The sequence below is a fragment of the uncultured Psychromonas sp. genome (genome assembly GCF_947489755.1).
GTDB lineage: Bacteria > Pseudomonadota > Gammaproteobacteria > Enterobacterales > Psychromonadaceae > Psychromonas.
Genome location: NZ_CANLFB010000009.1, coordinates 102467 through 125882, shown reverse-complemented (window position 1 = coordinate 125882; position 23416 = coordinate 102467). Strand labels below are relative to the sequence as shown.

At 34.9% G+C, this 23416-nt stretch carries 20 protein-coding genes; 9 read left to right on the top strand and 11 right to left on the bottom strand.

Going from position 1 to position 23416, the window contains the following annotated elements:
- Positions 1–163 precede the first annotated feature (163 nt).
- The 3 genes from Q0794_RS07290 to Q0794_RS07280 form a co-directional block, all read right to left on the bottom strand.
- Positions 164–2320: a TonB-dependent siderophore receptor gene (locus Q0794_RS07290; RefSeq protein ID WP_298941076.1), complete on the bottom strand. Its 2157-nt coding sequence runs from the start codon at positions 2318–2320 to the stop codon at positions 164–166.
- Between the two features lie 90 nt (positions 2321–2410).
- On the bottom strand, positions 2411–3283 hold the full coding sequence (locus Q0794_RS07285; RefSeq protein ID WP_298941075.1) for an AraC family transcriptional regulator: 873 nt from the start codon (positions 3281–3283) through the stop codon (positions 2411–2413).
- A 665-nt stretch (positions 3284–3948) separates the two neighbouring features.
- Positions 3949–5625, bottom strand: coding sequence for an alkaline phosphatase D family protein (locus Q0794_RS07280; protein WP_298941074.1), 1677 nt, complete (start codon positions 5623–5625; stop codon positions 3949–3951).
- A 345-nt stretch (positions 5626–5970) separates the two neighbouring features.
- On the opposite strand from Q0794_RS07280, the gene Q0794_RS07275 reads away from it, so the two are divergent.
- The 6 genes from Q0794_RS07275 to Q0794_RS07250 all read left to right on the top strand — a co-directional run bounded on the left by Q0794_RS07275 (position 5971) and on the right by Q0794_RS07250 (position 12391).
- Positions 5971–6906, top strand: a complete 936-nt coding sequence (locus tag Q0794_RS07275) for a DUF808 domain-containing protein (RefSeq protein ID WP_298941073.1) — start codon at positions 5971–5973, stop codon at positions 6904–6906.
- A gap of 10 nt (positions 6907–6916) precedes the next feature.
- Positions 6917–7294 (top strand): hypothetical protein, encoded by a 378-nt coding sequence (locus Q0794_RS07270; protein ID WP_298941072.1) that lies wholly within the window; start codon positions 6917–6919, stop codon positions 7292–7294.
- Positions 7295–7829: 535 nt separating this feature from the next.
- Positions 7830–8420: a TetR/AcrR family transcriptional regulator gene (locus tag Q0794_RS07265; protein ID WP_298941071.1), complete on the top strand. Its 591-nt coding sequence runs from the start codon at positions 7830–7832 to the stop codon at positions 8418–8420.
- Between the two features lie 362 nt (positions 8421–8782).
- Positions 8783–9331, top strand: coding sequence for a carboxymuconolactone decarboxylase family protein (locus tag Q0794_RS07260; RefSeq protein ID WP_298941070.1), 549 nt, complete (start codon positions 8783–8785; stop codon positions 9329–9331).
- A 475-nt stretch (positions 9332–9806) separates the two neighbouring features.
- A complete protein-coding gene (locus Q0794_RS07255; RefSeq protein WP_298941069.1) occupies positions 9807–10583 on the top strand; it encodes a hypothetical protein in 777 nt (258 codons plus the stop codon).
- A 95-nt stretch (positions 10584–10678) separates the two neighbouring features.
- Positions 10679–12391 carry a 5'-nucleotidase C-terminal domain-containing protein gene (locus Q0794_RS07250; protein ID WP_298941068.1) on the top strand — a complete coding sequence of 571 codons (1713 nt, stop codon included), beginning with the start codon at positions 10679–10681 and terminating at the stop codon, positions 12389–12391.
- Between the two features lie 207 nt (positions 12392–12598).
- On the opposite strand, the gene yghU is transcribed toward Q0794_RS07250, so the two are convergent.
- The 7 genes from yghU to Q0794_RS07215 all read right to left on the bottom strand — a co-directional run bounded on the left by yghU (position 12599) and on the right by Q0794_RS07215 (position 20068).
- Positions 12599–13459 (bottom strand): glutathione-dependent disulfide-bond oxidoreductase, encoded by an 861-nt coding sequence (gene yghU, locus Q0794_RS07245; protein ID WP_298941067.1) that lies wholly within the window; start codon positions 13457–13459, stop codon positions 12599–12601.
- Between the two features lie 25 nt (positions 13460–13484).
- Positions 13485–14162, bottom strand: coding sequence for a glutathione S-transferase family protein (locus Q0794_RS07240; RefSeq protein WP_298941066.1), 678 nt, complete (start codon positions 14160–14162; stop codon positions 13485–13487).
- A 613-nt stretch (positions 14163–14775) separates the two neighbouring features.
- Entirely contained in the window at positions 14776–15276 is a 501-nt protein-coding gene (locus Q0794_RS07235; RefSeq protein ID WP_298941065.1) for a hypothetical protein, read from the bottom strand.
- A gap of 298 nt (positions 15277–15574) precedes the next feature.
- Positions 15575–17476, bottom strand: coding sequence for a TRAP transporter fused permease subunit (locus tag Q0794_RS07230; protein WP_298941064.1), 1902 nt, complete (start codon positions 17474–17476; stop codon positions 15575–15577).
- A gap of 161 nt (positions 17477–17637) precedes the next feature.
- On the bottom strand, positions 17638–18567 hold the full coding sequence (locus tag Q0794_RS07225) for a TAXI family TRAP transporter solute-binding subunit (RefSeq protein WP_298941063.1): 930 nt from the start codon (positions 18565–18567) through the stop codon (positions 17638–17640).
- Between the two features lie 479 nt (positions 18568–19046).
- The gene (locus tag Q0794_RS07220; protein ID WP_298941062.1) at positions 19047–19343 is read right to left on the bottom strand and encodes a hypothetical protein; all 297 of its coding nucleotides are present in this window, start codon (positions 19341–19343) and stop codon (positions 19047–19049) included.
- A gap of 38 nt (positions 19344–19381) precedes the next feature.
- On the bottom strand, positions 19382–20068 hold the full coding sequence (locus Q0794_RS07215) for a hypothetical protein (RefSeq protein ID WP_298941061.1): 687 nt from the start codon (positions 20066–20068) through the stop codon (positions 19382–19384).
- A gap of 248 nt (positions 20069–20316) precedes the next feature.
- Here Q0794_RS07215 and Q0794_RS07210 point away from each other — a divergent pair, with 248 nt between their 5' ends.
- Positions 20317–20943, top strand: a complete 627-nt coding sequence (locus Q0794_RS07210) for a sulfotransferase family protein (protein WP_298941060.1) — start codon at positions 20317–20319, stop codon at positions 20941–20943.
- Between the two features lie 44 nt (positions 20944–20987).
- On the opposite strand, the gene Q0794_RS07205 is transcribed toward Q0794_RS07210, so the two are convergent.
- Positions 20988–21713, bottom strand: a complete 726-nt coding sequence (locus Q0794_RS07205) for a methyltransferase (RefSeq protein WP_298941059.1) — start codon at positions 21711–21713, stop codon at positions 20988–20990.
- A gap of 217 nt (positions 21714–21930) precedes the next feature.
- Here Q0794_RS07205 and Q0794_RS07200 point away from each other — a divergent pair, with 217 nt between their 5' ends.
- Both Q0794_RS07200 and Q0794_RS07195 read left to right on the top strand, forming a co-directional pair.
- The gene (locus Q0794_RS07200; RefSeq protein ID WP_298941058.1) at positions 21931–23040 is read left to right on the top strand and encodes a phosphoribosylaminoimidazolesuccinocarboxamide synthase; all 1110 of its coding nucleotides are present in this window, start codon (positions 21931–21933) and stop codon (positions 23038–23040) included.
- A 130-nt stretch (positions 23041–23170) separates the two neighbouring features.
- Complete coding sequence (locus Q0794_RS07195; RefSeq protein WP_298941057.1) at positions 23171–23350, top strand: DUF2897 family protein; 180 nt, start codon at positions 23171–23173, stop codon at positions 23348–23350.
- Positions 23351–23416: the final 66 nt, after the last annotated feature.

The following is a 23416-nucleotide window of genomic DNA, read 5'->3' as shown; positions in this document are numbered from 1 at the left end:
TAAAGCAATATATAAAAAAGCCTAACAATAATTCATTATTGCTAGGCTTTTTAACCATTATAAATAGTGCTTACTTTAAGCCGTTAACATCATCCATCAGACGAAATAAGCTATGTCATATTTTATCTATCTGTATTTTTATGAGGCCCCCTTTTTTACAAAATTACAGTTTGAAATTGACACCTAGTTCTACTGTTCGTTCTGCACCGTACCAACAGTTCTCATTGTCATAACAAGCAAATGAATCAGTATCGAATACATTATTTGCTGTTAGATTGACTTGAACTCCTGCTAAAGAAGAACTTACATAACCTAAGTCATACCCTATTGAAAGGTCTGCGATGGTATAATCAGGTACCATTCCTTGTGTATTTGTCGCATCCATTTGCATTTCGCCAACATAACGAACACCAGCACTTAAACGTGTACCTTGAAGGAATTGATTATCGAAGTTGTAATTAGCCCAAAGGTTAGCTGCATGTTTAGGTACATAAATAGGCATCGTCCCTTCTAACCCATTTTCGCTATCTTTAGTAATTTCCATATCAATATAAGTATAACTAGCAGCAATATCCAAATTGTTATTGATCATCCAAGTGCCTTCAAGCTCAAGCCCTCTTGACCGTACCTCACCGACTTGTAACTGACCTTGATAATCAGCTGAGTCTGGATCTGATATCACGACATTACTTTTAACAATTTGGAATAATGAGGCCGTCGCTGATTGACTGTAGTCAGCAGAGTTATATTTTAAACCTACTTCAATTTGTTTACCTGTTTCAGCTACGAATGCTTCACCAAAATCACTTTGGCCGGCAACAGGTTCAAAGCTTGTTGCATAGCTTATAAAAGGAGATAAGCCATTATCAAATTCATATAAAGCACCTACACGATATGAAAATTCAGTTTCATCTGCTTCTGTTACACTGCCCGAATAGTCACTTTTACTTTTATAAGTATCTAAACGTCCGCCTGCAATCAGTACTAATTTATTTAAACGTACTTGGTCTTGAAAATACCCACCAAGTTGTTTAACTGATATCTCATCATTATAAATTGCCAGAGAAGTTAATGCATCGCTGTCAATGAGTTTATTATCTGGATTAAATATATTAAAATCACCAAACTGGCTGGTTGTTCCATAATAATCGTATGCTGAGTCACCTTTTAGCTGGCGGTAATCGATACCTAGTAATATATTATGCTTAAGGCCTGCGATGGTTATTTCACCTGCTAACTGATTATCGATTGCATACGCTTCGGAGCTTTCATCTGTACTGTATATGTATCGATCAAGCTCACCTGTTGTTTCATCATAACTTGCATAATGATAAGTATTTTCTTGGTATAAATCAGCTTTGGTATAACGTGCATTTTGTAAAAACGTCCAGTTATCATTAAAATCATGGCTAAATTTATAACCTAACATTAAAACTTCACGTTCAAATGTACTCCAATTTTCATCACCTACGAATGTACTTGCGTTAGTAGTGCCATTAACATTACTAAATACTGAACCGGATGAAGGAATAGATGAGTTCATCCCCATATCAGGATCATTATGATAATACACATTTACATTAAGCGATGTTTTTTCTGTAATATCCCAAGTAATAGAGGGTGCTAATAGATAACGCTCTTCATTTGTAGTGTCTACTTGACCATCTTTTTGGCGAGCAAGACCGATGAAACGATAAGATACATTGCTATCGCCAATTTGACCTGTTGAATCAAGAGAAACTTGTTTCATATCACTGGTGCCAATTTTCACTCCAATTTCTGTACTCGATTGAATTTGAGGTGCTTTAGTTATCATATTTACCATACCACCAGGCGGCATTGAACCGTAAAGTACGGACGTAGGCCCTTTGAATACTTCAACTTGTTGCAATGCGATGGGATCTATTTGTGGCTGCAAATTCCAACCATTTAACTGTTGTAATATTAAACCATCATAATAACTTTCGCTGACAGAAAAGCCTCTAATGGTGAACGTGTCATACATCGTTACTGCGCCACCTTTAGTTTCAGTCACCACTCCCGGTGTATAACGTAATGCCTCGTTTAAAGATTGCGCTCCTCGTTCTTTTAACAGCTCACCATCAATGATATTAATAGCTTGGGGTGTTTCTTCAGGTGTTAACGCTGTTTTTGTCGCTGTATTTCGATACGCTTTGCCTAAAACAGAAATAGCTTCCATTTCAGTTCCATCATCGGGCAATTGTGATGCCATAGAATACGATGAGTGACATAAAGCCAGAGCGACCACTGAAGCAAGTGTTGAACGTTTAAAATGAGGTGCATTATTAATAAAGATCATATTTATCTACTTTCATCCATTTTGTTGATAATGATTATTATTAAGATGGTACCTAGTTTAAAATTGAAAACTTAACATTTTGGTGCAAAGTTAGCTTTTTTGTTTAGTGATGGGCAGCCAATATTCAACCTCTAAGAAATTTTTATCCAATTGTTTTTTATAAATTTCTAATTCATTTGTCTCAACTAATTCATATTCTGAATTTGATAGCCAATAGAAAACAAACCATTCTACAATTCTTGCAAATTTATGAGTCGGTCCTTCAAAGGATAACACCGCATATTGTTGACCTTTTAATACAATAGCGTCTGCATTTTCAATTGGTTGAGGTGTGCCAGCCAAGTAAGTTAAATCACCGAGTTCATTTTCTTCATTACCACTGAAGACGCCTATAAACTCTGTAATAGCATGTGGTTGGTTTAGATAAGATGCTTCAAAACGATGCCAGGTATTAGGGACAGTATTCATATAATCTGGATATTCAGCAGCAAAACCTTTAATTTGACCTTTAACGCCATAAATTGTCATTTCTTCGAGATAATCAATGCGTATTTGTACAAACAAAGAATTAAGTTCAGATTCAGTAAAAGGATTTTTAATGAGTGGCTTTTTAATCCCCATTCTAAGCCCTCTTTTTTGATATTGCTTTGGGCTCATATTAAAGAATGCTTTAAAAGCACGACTAAAGGAAATTTCAGATCCAAATCCTAACATAAAGGCAATATCAATCATTCTATGTTGATTAGATAAAACAAATTCAGCCGCTTTAGAAAGTTTTTGTTGGCGAACATAGTTACCGACATTTTGATTGGTATATTCTTGAAAAATACGCTGTAATTGCCAGCGAGACCAGCAACTTTTACTGGCAAGATCCTCTAGCGAAAGCGGCAGATGCAATGAGTTATCGATATAATCAAGAACAGCTTCAATGCGGTTCAACGATTTGTTAATAGGCTCTTTCACTTGTTATTTAATTTCCTTATTAAATCATTACTAGATTCGTTTATTCTCATTTATTTTAAATAATCAATGCGTTAGTACAAGCTTATTTTATTCGCCGTTATACTTTACCAAGGTTTATTCTGGTCTAATTGAACTGGACACTTGAATATGGAACACTTTAATCTAAATGAAACAGATTATCATTTAAAGCATTGTACAGTAGAATAGACTTAAGGTTTAAACACATTTAGCCCAAATAAAAGAAAATTAGCAGTATGATTTTTACTTATTTTAAAGTTACTAATACGTCATTATTGAAGCATGGTTGTTGCTCATAAACATCAACAATTTTGAAGGGAAATACTGGGGTATATAATTTATAAAGGAGTGTTAATTACAATTGCAGTTCTGAGCAATGATGTAGACGTTTTTCAAAGCAAAATCCAAGTAAAATCCAAGTAAAATCAAAGCAAAAAAGTTGCATCGCATCATTTTGTAACACATTTGAAAAAAATTTATTTACAGCCGACAAACAACATAAACAATGGGTAGCGTATTGATTGCCCCCATTATTTATATTGCTATTAATAGGCATTTTATTGTCACTTTTACAATACCATTTGATGCTGTTATTAAAACAGTGTACCTCTTTTTATTTGACCGATAACATTCTTAGATTTGCCTTATTATTCATTGATAAAAAACACTTTTTGTTTGATGAAATCATCAACAGGCTCACCAAAGTTCATTGTTACACTTATCCGACAAGGTGCAACCTCTGTATTGACGTTTATGATTAAGAAATTGTTTTTATCTGTTAAACTAAAAACCGATTCTACTGATGCATTGTCATGTTTATATAATGGACCATCCCCTTCTATTAATTTATCCAAGAACCCTGGTGCAGGTTTTCTGGAAATACCACTTGAAGTAATATTCATTAACTTTGCATTAGGTTTATCCTTAAGATGAATTTTAAACGCACTCGCACAATGCACATCGCCGCTCAATAAAGTCACTGGTATTGTATTGATATGTGAGAAATGACCTAAATGTTCTAACAAAATATTCCTTTCAGTGACATTAGTATCGTTACCCCATTCATCTTGAGCATCATCTTTTGTACCGCCTACTGCTAATAATAAATCGATACTATTCATTATTTTATCGTTCCAATGTACAACTGGGACAGGCGACACGACAAAAACAGCTTTAAGTGCAATCGTTTCTGGTTGTTTTAACCAAGCGACTAATCTAGCCATTTGTTGTTTACCTAATAATCGTTCACCATCATTATTTTCAACATCATGATGCCCTCGCATATCCAATACATAAAAGCCTGTTATTCCCTTTATAAAACTATAATCCCACTGGTTAGGTGGCGTGCTGGGGTTATGGTTGTGTTGAAACTCTAAATACACCTCACTCGCAGCTTTAAAAGCGAGCTGGCAAATTTGTTCATTGAGAGCATGATTATCCCATTGGAAAATATGGTCTAACTTATTTGCCCTTTCTGATTTAGTTAATGAGCCCCATCCATCCATGATTTCATGATCGTCCCAAATCATATATTGAGGGAATTTCCTAAAAGTTTCTAACATCGCAGGTGTATTCCAATAAATTCTATAGTAGGCACGATAAAGCTGTTTAAGATATTCTTTTATGCCATTCTCATCTATTGCATCATTACCCGCTCCGTCAATATTAAATGCAGATGCTAATGTTTTTTTATGCTTAGCTAACCAATCCCATAAATCTTCTATTTGAGGTTTATTTTGTTGCTGACTAGATTGTTTATAGCGGCCATGGGTATCACAATAAATTTGGTCTCCGCCACCTATCACAAAACTTGCATTACGTTCACTTAATTGTTCATCAAAGTGTGGCCATAAACCTTCTGAAAAAGATCGATGCCCAAAGGGATCATGGCAGCTATAAAAACCAAATGAAAATTGCGGAAAATCAACAGGGTCTGTTTTAAATACATAAGCAGTACGCATACCTAACTCTATTTTTCGGTCTATTGAAGAATGGAGTTCCCCCACTGCCATTAGATAATAATAGTAAGTTTTACCTGCGAGTAAATTCTCAAACTTGAACGTATGAGTTTGTCCGTTGTCAGAAGAAATGAATTTATCTTGGTACATTACTGATGAATTGCTACTAAATATAGGATCTGAAGGCTGAATGCTATATGGGTCCATGTCGAGTGCGGTGTCTGATATAAAAAGTCGCCAATCACCTTCTCTATAAACTCGAACCCATATATTTACTTCTGTAGTCGTTACATGACCGACGAAAGAAGCTGAACTTAATTTAGATTGCATTGATTCAAAATTATCCGGATTAGCGAGTTTACTCATAGTTAAGTCCTTATTAAATGTTCATTAATAGAAGGTTGTTAAATAAGGTTAGAATATAGGATTTGTCATTTACTTTATATTTAAATTGCATTTTAAATACTTATAGTGAGTAGCCATTCAAAAATATATTTTAATTAGCTTTATTGAAACAATATAAGCCATTGTATATTCATGTTTTATTATACTTTATGAAGTAACAACTATAGATTGGCTAATTCATTAATAAGCCTATTTGTTTGGAGGTATAAACGGTAGACTGCACCTATTGTTTAGCTCCTATTTTTCATAAAGACGATACCATTCAACTAACTCTTTTAGGTTCCCTTTTAATTAGGATATAAAAATATGGCAGGTTTAAGCTTGTTAACGTTACTAGACGATATCGTCGCTGTATTAGATGACGTTGCACTAATGAGTAAAGTGGCTGCTAAAAAAACAGCCGGTGTATTGGGCGATGATTTAGCGTTAAACGCGCAACAAGTTTCTGGCGTTCGAGCAGAACGAGAAATACCTGTCGTCTGGGCCGTTGCTAAAGGATCTTTTTTAAATAAAGCGATTATTGTCCCTATTGCGTTAATACTAAGTGCTTTTTTACCGACGGCTATTACAGTTTTGTTAGTCATTGGCGGGTTATATTTATGTTTTGAAGGGGCTGAAAAAATAATTCACTCCTTATTTTCAAAACATGAGAAAGAACAAGCTAAACAAGTGCGTAAAGAAGCAAATGCAAATCAAAGTATTGACCTAGTTGCCCTAGAAAAAAGTAAAATAAAAGGTGCCATTCGAACTGATTTTATATTGTCCGCTGAAATTGTGGTGATTGCTTTAGGGACTATGCCACAGGCTAGTTTTTTAACTCAAATATTATTGTTATCTACAATTGCTATTGCCTTAACCATTTTTGTTTATGGTTTGGTTGCAGTTATTGTAAAGTTAGATGACTTAGGGATATATTTAATCTCTTCCGCGCAAAAAAATGATAATAAATTTAAAAATATAATCGGTGAGTTTCTAATAAACGCAGCTCCACTATTAATGAAATTTTTAGTTATTGTCGGCACTATCGCGATGTTTTTAGTAGGAGGCGGAATAATTGTCCACAATGTTCCAGTCATAACAGATTTTATACACCACATAGAGCAACCCTTTTCTAATATGGGGGCTTTATTTGAATACATAACCCCTACCATTTTAACTGGATTAGTTGGCATTTCTGCAGGTATTTTGTGTTTTTTATCAGTAACATTAGCTTCAAATTTACTTTTGTCGTTGAAAAAATAATGAGTAAATAATGAAGACCTTAAAAAAGTTTCATCGAGCCCCAATCCGTGTATATCGTATTAAAAGGCTTTCTACAAAGTTAAGAGCAAAGCGTACCATGCTCAAATTAAAATTAGCTTTAGCGCAGGAAAAAAAAGAAACGAAGGAAATGTTAATCATCTATAAAAAATACACACAAGGCCAAGCCACTAAAGAAGAAATGAAAGTAGCGAACGAGCAATTTGTTGATGTATTAAAGGGGTTAGGGTTAGGTGTATTTGCTGTCTTACCTTTTGCACCGATCACAATCCCCGTGATCATTAAGCTAGGAAGATTAGTGGGCGTTGAAGTAATGCCAAGCGCTTTTTCCACTAAAAAAGACAATAAACGTGCCGTAAAAGATAAATAAAGGTACTTTAATCTCCTATATTCCACCTGCCTTATTATAAGCTACCTGTATGCATAAAAGAGACATAAAAGATAAAAAATAGTGTCCAGGTGGGCATAGTCTGAGAGCAGAAATGGTACTTATGATTCCTGTCTCTAACACCTTAATAGACCGTGTTAACTTCGTGATAAGCAAACCATAACTTAGCAATACCTAAGCAATATCGAAGCAAAAACTTAATAGTAAACCTCAGTTCTGGATATGCAAAGTACTACAACACCACTACTTACGAGGATTTATGGGGCAAATCATCCTTCAATAACCTTGTTATTACTACAAATTATTGACCTTGCTCTACACAAGCCTAACGGCACTGTATAGTCAAAAAACATAATATTATGATTTTAAATATAATACCGCTTTCATTAACCAGAATTCGGGTTAGTAAATGATGAAGACATAAATAAAAATTAAACAGAATAAAAGAGACCATGGTATCTATAGGTTCTTTCTGTATAATGAACGAGTGTTCCATTAAAAATATTAAGATAAACAGATGAGTAAAGTTGCAAAATTCAACCGTGAAGAAGTCATAGACAAAGCCACTAATCTATATTGGAGTAAGGGCTATCACGGTACTTCTATGCGTAATTTACAGACTGCCATCGATCTTCGCCCTGGCAGTATTTATGCTACTTTTGGTAGTAAAGATAATTTGTTTAAAGAATCTATCAATTATTATGCTGCCCAAACCGGTGAATTATTGGAAATATGTTTAGCACAATCTGCCACTCCTCTGACAGGCCTTAAATTGTTTATTAGAAATCTTGTTATTGATAATTTAGATGGCAAACCAAGTTGTATGTGCATGATTGTTAAGTCTATATCTGAACTGACAGACACTGACAATAAAGAATTGCTTGATGAAGCAAAAAGACTACTTGCTAACGTAGAGAATAAATTTTCAGAAATCATAACTGAAGCGATGGCACAAGGTGAGATAGACTCTGATAAAGATGCATCTGAACTCGCCAGTTATATACAAGTACAAATTATTGGTTTACGTACTTATGCACGCGTTAATAATAATGAAGAAACCATTAATAAGTTTATTGATGAGATTTTTATTGGGTCTCCTTTCTATTAATCTACACATTAATTTATCAAACTCTCTTATCTAAACATATCCTAGCTCGCTTCTCTCAGAATCGAGCTTATTTATTTCTACCGTCTGCCAATTTTAACTCTGTTCTTCTCTTTCTTCTTACTACTACTGTATTCATTTATAACGCTGGTTAATTTTAATTCTTTTAAGGCAATATTGAATAATAAACCTGACAACAACATGGGCAACAAGGCATTGAGTAGCAACAATCTAGTCCATCCAAATTAATTTGAACGAGTGTTCTAATTTGCCTTGAACAATCGTTCATAATCATTTATAGTTAACTCACTTAATGAAAACGCGTTTTTCATTACTAATACATTCACCACTAGAGAGAGTAAATAATGAGCGAATTTAAAATCCATACAGTAGATACGGCTCCTGAAGGCAGTAAACAAATTCTTGAAGGTGCAGTTAAACAAATGGGTGTTGTACCAAACCTTTTTGGCACAATGGCTGAATCTCCAAGTATTTTAAAAGCATATACTCAGCTAAATGAACATTTCACAAATACTTCTTTTAATGCTGAAGAGTTAACTGTGGTATGGCAAACAATCAATGTTGAACACGAATGTCACTACTGTGTTCCTGCACATACAGCTATTGCACATTCAATGAAAGTTGACGAAGCAATCACAGAAGCATTACGCAACGACACGGCTTTACCAACAGCTAAATTACAAGCATTAAAAGACTTCACATTAAGCATAGTACGTGAACGTGGCAACGTATCAGCAGCAGAAATGGAAGCATTTTTTGCAGCGGGTTACGGTCAACAACAAGTGCTAGAAGTTATTCTAGGGTTGTCTCAAAAAGTGATCAGTAACTATGTGAACCATGTTGCTCAAACACCTGTTGATCCAATGTTTGAATCATTTGCTTGGAAGAAATAATTACAAACGTTAAAAAGTTTGAAACTTAGCAAACTATTGCTTTAGTTTTAGGGTATTTGTTGTTATCAACAAGTACCCTTTTTTATGTCTAGCTATAAGTGGATATTTTATTGCATTCTCAATAATTCCTATTATTACCTTTTCGGATATCTATAAAATATCTACACTGAAATAAATAGGTAAAAATTAATTATTTGAACTCTCAGACTTAAATATATAACTTCTTTAACATTCTACATAATATCAATAACTTATTGAACATACCCGTAAATACAAATCTGTGAATGTTTATCTGTTCGAGTAATTAAGCATTGAATAGAAGTTTTAACTATTTGATTAGTTTATTATTGATAAAGTGTTATTTTCTTATTCATAATCTACCTCTACTAGACATATTAACTGAAGTCTTAAGTAGTGTCCGGTAGTATTAAACCACTACACTTCTTACTTATTCTATTAGCGTTTTGGAGATATAATGAAATATTCTCGTCGATTAAAGGCAGAAAATGTTGGTTTAGTTGAGAATCAAGCATTTGATTTCACATGGAGGCAACATTTCTTAACTTATGCAACAATGAAGAAATTTTGTGACGAAAAAGGAAATATTTTTACGTTTAATAAATCAAGTGAAATCCTTTCTCATGCCAAATTAAAAAGAAATGAACCAGGGGCGGTCTCTGTACGAGGATGGACTCAGGAGGTTGAGAAAGATATATCACATCCAATAGAAAATCGGTATTTAGAAGTTATAGATAAGCTAATAAACACTACTACTATTGTGCTTTCAAGTTCAGATAACAGTGCAGTTTTGGAATACTTAGCTCTTTGGTCCGCTAGGTTTAAGTATAGAAACAATGATGGTTTAGAGTTTTCTTATGGTAATTGGCCACGCCAACGCTTAAATCTATTTCAAAAACAATGTTTAGAGCAAAGAAAGACTCACCAAGCAGGAACTATGCAAGAACATGAATACAACTCTTTATATGTAAAATCTCTATTAAAAGAAATAGTTAAAGATTTAAGGGGCATACATTTGTCTATTCATAGAATTAAATGTAATTTAAATTTAGTCTTACCAGATAAAACTAATTTACTTTGTATCCCTGTTTCGTCCAATATTGTTCTTTTACCTCGCGAATGTTACTTTGATGGTAGCTCACCAAGTTCAGTTTCAAAACTCAATTGGGATATTATGAATCAAAGCCATGAGTATTTTTGGGTTAAGGATATAAGTAAAGTCCTGTTTTTATAATATGTTGAACTGAACGATTTGGTACTATAACAGCTTAAAAATAAACAGCCACTATTAAGAATCTGCTATTAAATAAAATAATAAAATGAAGGTTTATGATAAAAAATAATAAACCAGTGAAGTTAACGCTGGCACATATCAATGATACCCACTCTTACTTTGAACCCCAGCCATTACAGTTAGAGCTTACTATAGAGGATAAAACCCTTACTCCTTATGTAAGTAATGGTGGATTTTCACGTATCGCAACACGCGTTGCTCAGCTTAGAGCGGGAGCATCAGAAAAAAATAGAGATTTTTTATTCCTACATGCTGGCGATTGTTTTCAAGGCACATTGTATTTTTCATTGTTCAAGGGTAAAGCAAATGCTGAAATGCTCAATGCATTAGGTATTGATATGATGACTATTGGTAACCATGAGCTAGATATGGGTAATGAGCCTGTTGCCGCGTTTCTAGATCGTATTAACTTTCCTTTGTTAGCGGGTAACTGGGACATTTCTAATGAAATAAAAACTAAATCGCATCAATTGAATGGTCGTACAAACTTACTTTCGTATCAACCCGAGAAACAAACAGCAAGTTGGATCACACGTATTGTAGATGATGAACCTATTGCGATATTTGGGCTTTCAATCGATAAAATGGCAGATATTGCGAATGTAGATCCTGACACTCCCTTTGTTGATGCTTACCAGACAGCGATTAATACCATTAAAGCTATCCAAACAACGGGTATTAATAAAATTATTTTATTAAGCCACCTCGGCTTTGAAGGTGATTGTGATTTAGCGGAAAAAGTTGATGGTATTAGTTTGATTGTTGGTGGTCATACTCATGTGCTTCAAGGTGACTTTAGCGATTTAGGGTTAAAAAAAGACGTCGAATATGGTCTCAACGTTAATGATACCTACATTGTTCAAGCAGGATGTCATTCACAAGCACTAGGACATTGTGAAATTGACTTTAATGCTGATGGTTCAGTCAATGCGTTTAATGGTAAAAATGAACTATTGATTGGTCGCCGGTTATGTATTGATAAAACCTTACTCAGTACTCATGATGATCCGCTACATAACAAAGCGAATCTTTATTTAGCTCAACATGATAATGTTATTGTGTGTAAAAAAGATCCTCAATTACAACGTTTACTGCTAGATAAATATATCCCTAAAGTGCGCGAATTACAGAATACGGTAATAGCAACCATCACAGAAAATATACGTCATATCCGTATACCAGATGAAAATGGAGGCAGTGAAATTGCACCGTTAGTCGCTGAATCTTTTGTTCATAAGATGAATGAACAGGGCCATCAAGTAGACTTTGCTATTCATAATGCCGGTGGAGTTAGATCGTCCTTAAACAGTGGAAATATTTCGGTAGCGGAGATAGCAGGCAAGTTATTACCATTTGTTGTTCCAATCGGTATTTATCGTATCAAAGGAAAATATATTGCACAGGCATTAGAAGGTGCAATCAACAATGCGACGAATAATGGTGTGGCAGGGAGTGGTTCAGGCAGTTACCCTTATACACATAACCTTAAATTCAATTATCACCATGACCGCCCTATTGGTAAACGGGTTTCTGAACTTAAGATTGAGACAAAAGATAATGATTGGCAGACTATTGATGAAGAAACAATATATTGTGGTAGCTCTTCCGCTTATACAATGAAAGGCAAAGAAGGTTACGATGCATTAACCATGATGGAAAATGAAGGGATTATTACTCAATATTCAATGGCAGATTGCTTTATCTATTTTATAAAAAATGTACAAAATAGCCTGATAATAAAACCTTAAAATGTATTACGAATAAGATTAAACATTAACTGAAAGTTCGGCTAAGTAGTTATAAAAGAAATGATTGTGTCGTCACTGGTAAGAAATATCATTGATAGTTTTAATAAATAAGTAAAAGTGAAAAGGCCAAGTAAAATAAATATTTACTTGGCCTTTGGCGTTAAGTTAAACCGTACTCGTTAAAATGAGGTTTAAGTAGAAATTAACTTATTTTGGTTTTTTAGCTAATACCACATCGATATCAGCAGCACAGTGACGCTCTGGTGCTTGTTCCCATTCTTCGCCAAAAGAGCGGTTTACAATACGCCCACGTTGAACACCTTCACGTTGCTCAAGTAACTTAGCCCAACGAACCACGTTTGTGTAAGTCTCAACTTGCAAAAACTCTGCAGCATCATATAAGTTACCAAGTACTAAATTTCCGTACCAAGGCCATATAGCGATATCTGCAATACTAAGTTCCTCACCAGCAACAAATGTGTTTTTAGCTAATTGTTTATCTAACACATCCAGCTGACGTTTAGCTTCCATCGCAAAGCGATTGATTGGATATTCGAATTTTTCATCTGCATAAGCATAAAAATGACCAAAACCACCGCCTAAAAATGGAGCAGAACCTTGCGCCCAGAACAACCAATTAAAGGTTGTTGTGCGTGCTGTACATTTCTGTGGTAAGAAATGACCAAATTTTTCAGCTAGGTGAACAAGGATCGATGCAGATTCGAATACGTTAACATCTTCATCGCCTGATTTATCGACTAAGGCAGGGATTTTTGAATTTGGATTAACACCAACAAATCCAGATGAGAATTGATCGCCTTCACCAATATTAATCAGGTAAGCATCATATTCAGCTTCTTTAACACCTGCTGCTAGTAACTCTTCTAAAAGAATAGTTACTTTTTGGCCATTCGGCGTTCCAAGTGAATAAAGTTGTAAATCGTGTTCACCAACAGGTAATTCTTTATCATGTGTAGAGCCAGAAACCGGTCGATTAATACTCGCCCATTTGTTGCCGCCACTTGTGTCATGAACCCAGACTTTAGGTGGTACATATTGCTCTGTCATTTTAATTCCTTACGCAAATAAAAAGTTAAACTTTAGGGTAGTTAGATGGGAAGAACGCACGTTTTGCATCTTCATCAAACTCTTTTTTAAATTCTACATCTGTACCTATGTTACGTGCTCGTGCGACGGCAGGACGACTATTAATACTATCAAACCAACGTTGTAGGTTTGGATAAGGTGTTAAACCTTCTTCACCTAATACAACCGGTGCTTTATCTATCCAACCCCAAGCTGACACATCAGCAATAGTATATGAATCACCAACGATAAATTCACGGCCAGCAAGATGTAAGTCTAATACTTCATAATGGCGCTGTGCTTCACGCAAGTAACGATTAACAGCATAATCTAGATTATCTGGCGCTGCATGTCTAAAGTGCACTGATTGGCCAGAATATGGACCAAGACCAGATGCAATAAACATTAACCAAGACAACATTTCAGCACGATCTTCAGGTTTACCTGCTAATTCACCTGTTTTTTCAGAAAGGTACATAAGAATCGCATTTGAATCAAAGACACGTGTTTCACCATCAACGATTGCAGGTGCTTTAGCGTTTGGATTAATTGCACGATATTCAGGCGTATGTTGTTCGCCTTTTAGAGTATCTAGTGGAATCAGTTCAAAAGGTAGGCCAGTCTCTTCTAGGAAAAGAGCAACTTTCATTGGGTTAGGTGTATGGTGAAAATAAAATTTGATCATGTGACGCTCCTTGATAATTGAACACTTATTCAAACACGAAAGTAACGATCGTTCAAGCTTGTTTTAAAAGAAACTACAAAAGTTGAATTATTGAACATGGATTAGCGTCATATTTACTCACTGAATTGGTTTTAAACAAAGCATAGAAAAAGAAAATACATCTTAGAAAAATACATCTTAGATTAGTATTCTACTTTAATATCAAAATTTTAATCAGATAGTGATGTACTTAATGATAGAGGTAATACTGTGTACTGGGATGATATATTTCACTTCAATTTTTGATAATGGTATTAATAATTAACTTCGATTCTGGTTAGCGGAAACAAAAGACAATTTAAAATAATATAGTAATGTGGTTTTACTATGCAATGCTACTAATTGTAGGTAGTTCATATCGACTTATTGAAGTAATAACTGTTTAGTGGTTATGTGCTTTAAGGCTGAATCTGCTAAATAAATTAATGCAAAAATTTTGTTAAATAGCCCTGTTATATCGATTTTCTTATCCTGAAATGGCGTCAATTCAGGTAAATAATTTATAGATGATCGTTTACTGTAAATATTGATTCAGTAGCTAAATGTTATTAGCTACTGATGTTTAATAATAAGCTTAAAAACTGCCTAATTCTAATATCGTTTCAGCGGTGACCATCTCACCTTTCATTGCTTTAACTGTAACATAATAAGCATGATTATTACCGCCAGAACAAGGTGGCATGTAGGCGCCCTCTTTATCCCATCCTGCACCGCGATGAGCTTCAATCATTGTAAATTTCTCTGGTAACTCAAATGAATGCCCTGGAACTGATGGGATATCCGTAGTCTTAGACGTACTATCGATACTGTAACTCATTCGGCCATGACCTCCGTTATCCATTTTTTTAGAGTCGCGGTCACTATATTCTAATACAATTGAATCAGAGCCTGCTGGAATATGGGTTATATGCAGTTTAGGTGTTGCAGGGCTTTCCCCACCAAACTTATCACACTGTTGACCTACTGGTATTTTCACACCATCCCATACAGGGTCTGTCAGCTTAACTTCAAGTGCAGAAGCATAAGTAGAAAAAGAAGATGCAACGATTAATGTCGTTAATAGTGTACGTTTCATAATAAATATCCATTTTAATCAATTAATAAGCAAGCTTTGCCAAATGAGTTTCATATACCATTTTTAAACAGAAGTATTCTTTCCATAATGGTTAACAACCAATTCTTTCAGTCTAAATTCTAAAGAATAAAGCGATGTGATTTACAAGACTATACGAGTGATCTGCAGAGTTAGATCAACTTGACCATGTAGACACAATTTATAAAAAAAAAGCTATTGAATTGTGATAATCCAATAGCTTAATGATCAGCAGGTTAATGATAGGTTAATAAGTGCTTCATAAGCTTCTCTTAACCTATCAAACGTTAGCGGCAGTATGTTGCTTTATCTCGTTTTTTGACAAACGATAGTTGATTAATGTTATCACTACAATCACAGCAATACCTGCGATATTGATATACAAGTAAGGTACTAACATCGCAAAACCGGATACGAGTAGCGAAGCTCGCGCTGGTATCGACAATTTAGTCGCTAAACGCCCTTCAATAGTCCCTGCAAAAGCAATGATTAAACCAATAGTTAAAATAATCGCAATCACAAAATCGATGTTTTGACCTTCCATCCAAATAAGACCTGAAAAGGCCATCATTACAGGAATAATAAAGAAGCCCTGAGCCAGTTTAAAGGCTTGTATAGCAGACTTCATAGGGGAAGTGTTCGCAATACCTGCTGCTGCAAATGCAGCTAAAGCAATTGGGGGAGTTACATTGGATGTTTGTGATAACCAAAAAACAATCATATGGGCAGCTAATAACCCAACACCTAATTCAGTTAAACTTGGTACAGCCATAATCGACAGTACAATATAAGCTGCCGTTACTGGTAAGCCCATGCCTAAGATAACCGCCGCAATTGCGATTAACCCTAATACAGACCAAAGGTAACCGCCTGATAATGCCATCAAGAACTGTGTAAACTGTAAGCCAATACCTGTTTGCCCAACGACACCAACAACAATCCCTGCGGTACCACAAGCAACTGAAATAGGTAATGCTAATAAAGCGCCTTCTTTCAGCCCCTCAAAAAAGACTGAAATAGTGATACGACTGTGCTTTCTACACATGGCAGCCACTAAAATAGCAACACACCCTGCTATACCCACTAAAATAGGTGAATAACTCATTAACAGTAAGCTAGTGATTAAGATTAACGGAACTAAAAAGTGCCAGCCATTCTTTAATACGGCAGATATTTTATCAGTGACTTCCATTCCTTCTAGACCTAACTTACAAGCCATTAAATGCACATAAAGTAAGGTACAAGCAAAATATAAAATAGCAGGAGCAATAGAAACTAATAAGATTTCACTATAGGGAATACCCGTAAATTGCGCCATAACAAACGCACCTGCACCCATTACTGGCGGCATAATTTGACCACCCGTTGAGGCAGCTGCTTCTATACCAGCAGCTTGCTCTGGTTTATAACCCAGCTTTTTCATCATTGGGATCGTTAGTGCACCTGTTGTAACGGTATTCGCAATCGCAGAACCTGAAATAGACCCTAAAGCCGCAGAGGCTAATACACTTGCTTTTGCAGGACCACCGCGATACTTGCCCGCAATAGAGAATGAAGCATCAATAAAGAATTTACCTGCACCAGTGACTTGTAAGAACGCACCAAATAAAACAAAGATAAAGACTACACCTGCTGCAATGGCTAACGGTGCACCATAAATACCGTTAGTCGAGTAAATATGGAATCGAACAATTTCTTCGATTGAAAAACCTTTACTCGCAAATGAGTTAGGTAACACATTACCAAAAATGGCGTAAGCCAAAAAGATAGCAGCAATGATCACCATAACCATGCCCACGGTTCTTCGTGTCGCCTCTAGCAATAATACAAGAATAATTAAACCTGAAACTTGATCAAGTAGAGTCAACCCGTCCATCAAAAACATAATGTCATCGTAGTCAAAAGACACAATATTGTAAGAAGCCCATGAAATGGCGGCAATACAAAAAATATCAACACAACGCCCTGTTAAATAAAGCGCAGTAGATTGTTGAGATTTAACTAGTGGTATGGTTAAAAAAACTAAAATTAGCACCCAGCTTAGGTGTACAGGTCTAAAAACAGGAGCAGATAAATCTGCAGTGATTCCTTGCCATATTTGAAAAATAGATAATGCAATTGCAGTTAATGCTGATAATAAAACCAGTTTATCTGAATACCAGCGGGTTGTTGATTCAGTCATGCTTTTCTCCGAAGCTAATAAATACGAAAGTATTTATCCGTAAGTGTTTTTATGAAGACTAAAAGTAAAAAACTGCAACTAATGATTAGTTGCAGTTTTATTTTAATAAAATATAACGAGAAGACACTTAGTGATAAATAACTGTCGTCATCATTTAAAAATTATTGCGTTTTCTCTTTAAAATATTTTAATGAACCAGGGTGTAATGCAACACCTTGCAATTTATTCATATTCTCTACGGTTGTGAAGCGAGTTACACTGATAACTTGGTTGATTTTGTCCATATTTTCAAAAGCAACTTTAGTCATTTGATATGCAAGGTCGGTATCCATGTTTTTATTCACAACAAGAATATTCCATACCGCTGGTGCACTAAATGCAGCAACATTTTTGTAGCTTTCCGCAGGTACATCAATTGATTGGTATGAAGCATTGCTGGCAGTCACGGCTTTTAATTCTTCAGGTGTAAAAGAAAGGATTCGAATTTTATTTGTAAAAGCTAATTCAGTAATTGCACCAACGCCAACGCTACCAACGATTGCACCCGCGTCAATTTGACCTGCGGCTATTGCGCTAGTAGTCGCTGTATAATTTAATGATTGAGCTTCAATATCTTTATCAGTGATACCCAAAGCAGCTAAGATATTTGTTGAACTCACACGTGTACCTGAGCCGGGTGCACCGAGTGATATTTTTTTACCTTTTAAATCTTGGATAGAGTTAATATCTGAATCAGCAGCTACAATGAATTGCACAACATTTGGGTATAATGCAAATAAAGGCGCTACATCCATTTTACGAGGGAACGGTTTAACACCCTCACTTGCTTGTAATACGACATTGCCCATCGCAATACCGGCCAATTGTTTTTTAGACGCGACTTTAATGGTGTTTTCAACAGATGCAGCCGTAACTTCAGCGCGCATATCGAAATCATCGATGTTCTCACTCCAAATTTTAGCTAATATTCCACCTAATGGATAATAAGTACCACTTTGACTACCGGTTCCTATAGTGTAATTCTCAGCCATTGCATTAAATGAAAATAAGCATGCAAGTCCAATTATTCCCTTTTTAAAAATATGTTTCATAAGTAATCCTTCTTATTATTAAATGTTAATTTGCTTCAATTTGAATGGGGTTATGTTATTACTTTGTTACACAAAAGATTACCACTAAAGTAAAATCAGGCAATGCTTTGATCTCACAAAGATAGAGTTCTTTATATTTTTACAGATAATTTCGTTGAACGAGATTCAATATTTTTGCTAGATGAGGAAGTTGATAAAAAGAGAGTATAAACGACCTTTGATATGCGCTCCTTTTCAAAAACATTAATTATTAGTAATAATTTCAATAAAAAGGCAACAAAAGGAATTCGGTCGTGTGAGCTTCGATTAACAATTGGTATTCAATATTTAATTAAAGCTCATTCAATAGTAGTTAAACAAAAGTTAACAAGTTTTTAAATAACCTGTCTGGACATTATCATATTTAAAATTGTTTAGACTTTTATTAGTTGAGCCATTTATGACTTTTACACTTTAATCTAATTTGAACTGTTTATTAATTAACGCGTAATAATCCACTTTCCGTTTTCACGTCTAAACTTCATGGTTAAACTGTAAAACATATTACTTGGCGTCACAAACCCAAGTGCATCGCTAAATTCTGCTCTGACAAGACTAACCATTTTTTTATTTTCTTCACGTAAAATGCCAACATCTTTTGCCGTTACCTTTTGAAGTTTCCAAGTAGGCTCATTTATAGCTCTGCTTATATGGTTTCTTAACAATCGTTCCATTTCTCCAGATTCATAACCAAAAGCAATATCCAACTCCTTATTTCGCTCTACAAATAATGGCATAATAGAGTCGATATCTCCTTCCTCTAAGCCATCTTGAATTACTTTGTAGGTAAAACCAATTCATTTATGCTTTCAGTTACATCTTCATCGGACATACTCCGATAATCAGGTAATGGATCACTATTAAAGAAAGCCCATAGTGGAAGCTGATTCGGAGCTGAAATCTGACGGCTGTAAATAAATGTATCTTTACTACTATATTCATCTTTAATAACTGATTTTAACTCGATTTCACCTTTACCAAACTCAATTTTATTATTAGCTGTTAAATGATATCTTCCACTTTTTAAAACCCCATTTAGCTCTTTATGGTCATAGACTTCACCCCCATTAAGTTCAAGTATAGGTAATTTATAACTAGCTCCTGAATCTCTATCTTCAACGATCAATGTTAATTTTACAGAAGCACCAGCAGGAAACTTATTGCCTTTAGCATCTCCTCCCCATACTTTAAATTGACTTTGCTCTGGATGCATCCAATGATTAATGGGCAGTTCAAGGTTATCTTGGGTATTGTTATTAAATTGTTTAAAAACAAGAATATCATTGACACTTACAAAATACTTTACCCCATGCCCTTGGATGTTTAGTTTAAATCTAACATTACCTTGTAATACCGTTGTCTCATTACCCCATGCACTTTGCACAAACATGAATGCGATAAAACTTATTATCTGAATCCCAAAAACACCAAAAAACTTTCCTTTAAATTTATTGCCTTTCATTAAACTTCCTTATTCTAATTAATTTATCTACGTTGATATAAAAAGATAGTAATTGATTATGAACAAATAAACGATTCAATAAGACTTTTTATAGATATTAAAATTACATTTGCAATTTACCATTGCGACTTCTTATATGGTTATACTCATACCTGTTTATTCATTAGATAAATTATTATTAATACTTTAAGCTTAATAGTGAGTACTATTCGCTACAATTATATTTTAAAAAACAAGTAGTTAATTTCATGAATAAAATATTTATTATTGGGTTGCCCCGCACTGGCACGACGAGTATCAGCGTTGCAATGTTAGAAGCTGGTTTTAAAGTCGCGCATACAGCCTTTACTAAAGAAACGTTTAGGTTGGCCGAGGTTATTTCTGATGCGCCCTGCTTTTCTGACTTCAAGCAATTGGATAAATTGTTTCCACATTCTAAATTTATTTACTTAGATAGAAGTATTGAAAAATGGTTGCCTTCCATCGTACGTTTATTGAATAAAATGTCCCCACATTTAATCCCTAAAACAGGAACCTTTAGCCCCGTGTTAAAAAGATCCTTTATTGAAACCTTTGGTCTTAAGAATGAGTATTTATTAACCGAAGAACATTTAACTCGCTGTTACTTGGCACATAAAGAACAAGTACAAACGTATTTTAAAAATCGTGATGATTTACTGTCAATTAACATCAGTGAAGATGATAGCTTTTATAAGCTATGCCGCTTTTTATCATTACCTTACCAAGATGGGAATGTATTCCCGCACCTGAATCAAGGTTCAAGCGTGGCAAACTGGAAAGCTTATAAGCATAAAAACAAAGTAAGTAGTTTTAGTGTAGGAAAGGATCACCGCCAATTCTTTGAATACACGTAGCTTTTAATCGGTTTATTATGGATAACCTTATAGGGAAGTACAATTTACATTTTCAAATAAAAATCTTTCGTTAATTCAATAAAATCGGAAGAGTACCCCTGTCCATCATGAATAATTAGTTCACTGTTTTTTAATACGGGCAATGAAGTAGATTTGGTTAATTCAATTAACACACGTGTTGCCGCTTTATTGATAGTGGTTTTAATATAAGTCAGTCGTGAAAGTTGTAAGTAAGCTCCTTCTTTTGGCTCACTGTCCAGCAAATCAATAAATGCTAACCCTTCTTTTTTTGGCAACACAAAGCTGGCTATACCTTCATTATTTAATAGCTTTAGGCAACAAGTCATTAAGGTTTGATGTGAAAGCAATGAAGTGTGGCGAGCCAATGCTCGTTGAGTCGTCTTAGATTCTTCACCCGAATTAAAGTAAGGTGGGTTGCAAATAATAGCGTCAAAAGTGTTATTACCTTCAGTAAAGACTTGTAATGAACAATGACTAATCTTTAACCTTGGCGCCCATCGGCTATTGTGACAATTATCTACTGCCGCATTAAAAGCCTTTTCTTCTATTTCAATCGCACGAATATACGCAGCTGAGTTACGCTGTGCACACATAATAGCTAGCAGCCCTGTTCCACAACCGATATCTAAGATTGTTTTGACTGACTCTATATTTGCCCAAGCGCCTAATAAAATAGCATCTGTACTCACAGGCATTCCACATTGTGCGGCGTTAATATGGAATTGTTTAAAAGTAAAATCTTTCGCCATGACAGATTTGAGCCTTATTGATTGTTGTAATTTTTAATTGTGTAACGTTTAATAAGCTGAATATGAAAGGTGTAATTAATAGAGTTATTTACAACCCTTCTAAATATTTATGATAAACCTTTTTGTCATGATAAGTCAGTTACAATCTGATATCATTCAGCTTTTAATGTTCCCTGCAGAATTTTCTGCTCACTTTGGCTTTATATAGGATATTTTTATGAGTCTCGCCGACAAAGTATTAGCTGTAAACAACGATTTACCTATTCGTACAGATCAGCCAGTCCACAGTGGTAAAGTGCGTTCAGTTTATTGGCTAACAGCTGAAGATAGCAAACGTTTAATTGAAGAAAAAGGCTACAATGTTGCTGCTGATGCGCCATTAGCTATTATGGTGATTAGTGACCGTATTTCAGCGTTTGACTGTATTTGGCACGGTGAAGGTGGTCTGAATGGTGTTCCTGGTAAAGGCGCGGCACTCAATGCTATCTCAAATCACTGGTTTAGACTATTTAAAGAGCAAGGCTTAGCAGATAGCCATATTTTAGATATCCCACATCCGTTTGTTTGGATTGTTCAAAAAGCACGCCCAATTATGATTGAAGCCATTGCCCGCCAATATATGACAGGTTCAATGTGGCGAGCTTATGAAAAAGGTGAACGAGATTTTTGTGGCATTAATATTCCTGAAGGACTATCAAACAACACAAAACTTCCTGAATTATTAATAACACCTTCAACAAAAGGCATTTTAAAAGGGGTTCCTGGTGTTCAAGAAGTCGATGATGTAAACATTACACGTCAAAATATTGAAGATAACTTTGAAGCCTTTAATTTTACTTCTCCTGCTCATATCAATGATTACGAAAAACTATTAAAAGAAGGTTTTGATGTGATCAGTGCAGAGCTCGCTAAAATCGATCAAATATTTGTTGATACCAAATTTGAATTTGGGTATGTAACAGATAAAGCAGGTAATGAAAAACTAATCTATATGGATGAAGTGGGTACACCTGACTCCTCACGTATTTGGGATGGCCCTGCTTTCCGTGAAGGTGAAATTGTTGAAAACTCAAAAGAAGATTTCCGTCAATTGTTGCTTAAGCATTTTCCTGATCCAGATATCCTATTAAACAAAGATCGTATGACTGAACGTTTTGCATTAGCAAAAGACAATGCTTTACCAGAATCAGTGTTGATGCAAATATCTAAAACTTATACTGAGATAGCAGAAAAAGTAATTGGTAAGAAAATCGTTATTTCTGATAATCCTAAACAAGAAATCATCGACATTCTACGCGAGCAATATAATTTAATAGACGAATGTTAACTAACCACCTTATTAATAAATAACAAATGCATTAATAAACAAGGTTATCTCTACTATTTAACGCTATTATAAAGCAGGACATTGTCCTGCTTTTTTGTTTTATCGCTTTCTACTTTTTAGGAGAATCATTATGTCAATGGGATGGGTTATATTTATCATTGTATTAGTGCTAGGCATTATTCTGAGTAATATATTGCTATTAAAACAAAGTGCTAAAATGAAAATACCAGACAATGTAGTAAAAGCAATTCACGAAAAGAATGAACGGGAAGCAAGGGAACAGCTTGAGCAAGAAGAAAAGAAAAAATAAAAGAAATAAAAAAGCCTGATTAACAAATTAATCAGGCTTAATATTTATTGACGTTAATAAAAACGA

What these genes read in the sequence shown, in the direction of transcription:
- Q0794_RS07290 (WP_298941076.1), bottom strand. Translation starts at nt 2,320, where the DNA reads ATGATCTTTATTAATAATGCACCTCATTTTAAACGTTCAACACTTGCT.
- Q0794_RS07280 (WP_298941074.1), bottom strand. Translation starts at nt 5,625, where the DNA reads ATGAGTAAACTCGCTAATCCGGATAATTTTGAATCAATGCAATCTAAA.
- Q0794_RS07275 (WP_298941073.1), top strand. Translation starts at nt 5,971, where the DNA reads ATGGCAGGTTTAAGCTTGTTAACGTTACTAGACGATATCGTCGCTGTA.
- Q0794_RS07270 (WP_298941072.1), top strand. Translation starts at nt 6,917, where the DNA reads ATGAAGACCTTAAAAAAGTTTCATCGAGCCCCAATCCGTGTATATCGT.
- Q0794_RS07265 (WP_298941071.1), top strand. Translation starts at nt 7,830, where the DNA reads ATGAGTAAAGTTGCAAAATTCAACCGTGAAGAAGTCATAGACAAAGCC.
- Q0794_RS07260 (WP_298941070.1), top strand. Translation starts at nt 8,783, where the DNA reads ATGAGCGAATTTAAAATCCATACAGTAGATACGGCTCCTGAAGGCAGT.
- Q0794_RS07255 (WP_298941069.1), top strand. Translation starts at nt 9,807, where the DNA reads ATGAAATATTCTCGTCGATTAAAGGCAGAAAATGTTGGTTTAGTTGAG.
- Q0794_RS07250 (WP_298941068.1), top strand. Translation starts at nt 10,679, where the DNA reads ATGATAAAAAATAATAAACCAGTGAAGTTAACGCTGGCACATATCAAT.
- yghU (WP_298941067.1), bottom strand. Translation starts at nt 13,459, where the DNA reads ATGACAGAGCAATATGTACCACCTAAAGTCTGGGTTCATGACACAAGT.
- Q0794_RS07240 (WP_298941066.1), bottom strand. Translation starts at nt 14,162, where the DNA reads ATGATCAAATTTTATTTTCACCATACACCTAACCCAATGAAAGTTGCT.
- Q0794_RS07235 (WP_298941065.1), bottom strand. Translation starts at nt 15,276, where the DNA reads ATGAAACGTACACTATTAACGACATTAATCGTTGCATCTTCTTTTTCT.
- Q0794_RS07230 (WP_298941064.1), bottom strand. Translation starts at nt 17,476, where the DNA reads ATGACTGAATCAACAACCCGCTGGTATTCAGATAAACTGGTTTTATTA.
- Q0794_RS07225 (WP_298941063.1), bottom strand. Translation starts at nt 18,567, where the DNA reads ATGAAACATATTTTTAAAAAGGGAATAATTGGACTTGCATGCTTATTT.
- Q0794_RS07220 (WP_298941062.1), bottom strand. Translation starts at nt 19,343, where the DNA reads ATGCCATTATTTGTAGAGCGAAATAAGGAGTTGGATATTGCTTTTGGT.
- Q0794_RS07215 (WP_298941061.1), bottom strand. Translation starts at nt 20,068, where the DNA reads ATGAAAGGCAATAAATTTAAAGGAAAGTTTTTTGGTGTTTTTGGGATT.
- Q0794_RS07210 (WP_298941060.1), top strand. Translation starts at nt 20,317, where the DNA reads ATGAATAAAATATTTATTATTGGGTTGCCCCGCACTGGCACGACGAGT.
- Q0794_RS07205 (WP_298941059.1), bottom strand. Translation starts at nt 21,713, where the DNA reads ATGGCGAAAGATTTTACTTTTAAACAATTCCATATTAACGCCGCACAA.
- Q0794_RS07200 (WP_298941058.1), top strand. Translation starts at nt 21,931, where the DNA reads ATGAGTCTCGCCGACAAAGTATTAGCTGTAAACAACGATTTACCTATT.
- Q0794_RS07195 (WP_298941057.1), top strand. Translation starts at nt 23,171, where the DNA reads ATGTCAATGGGATGGGTTATATTTATCATTGTATTAGTGCTAGGCATT.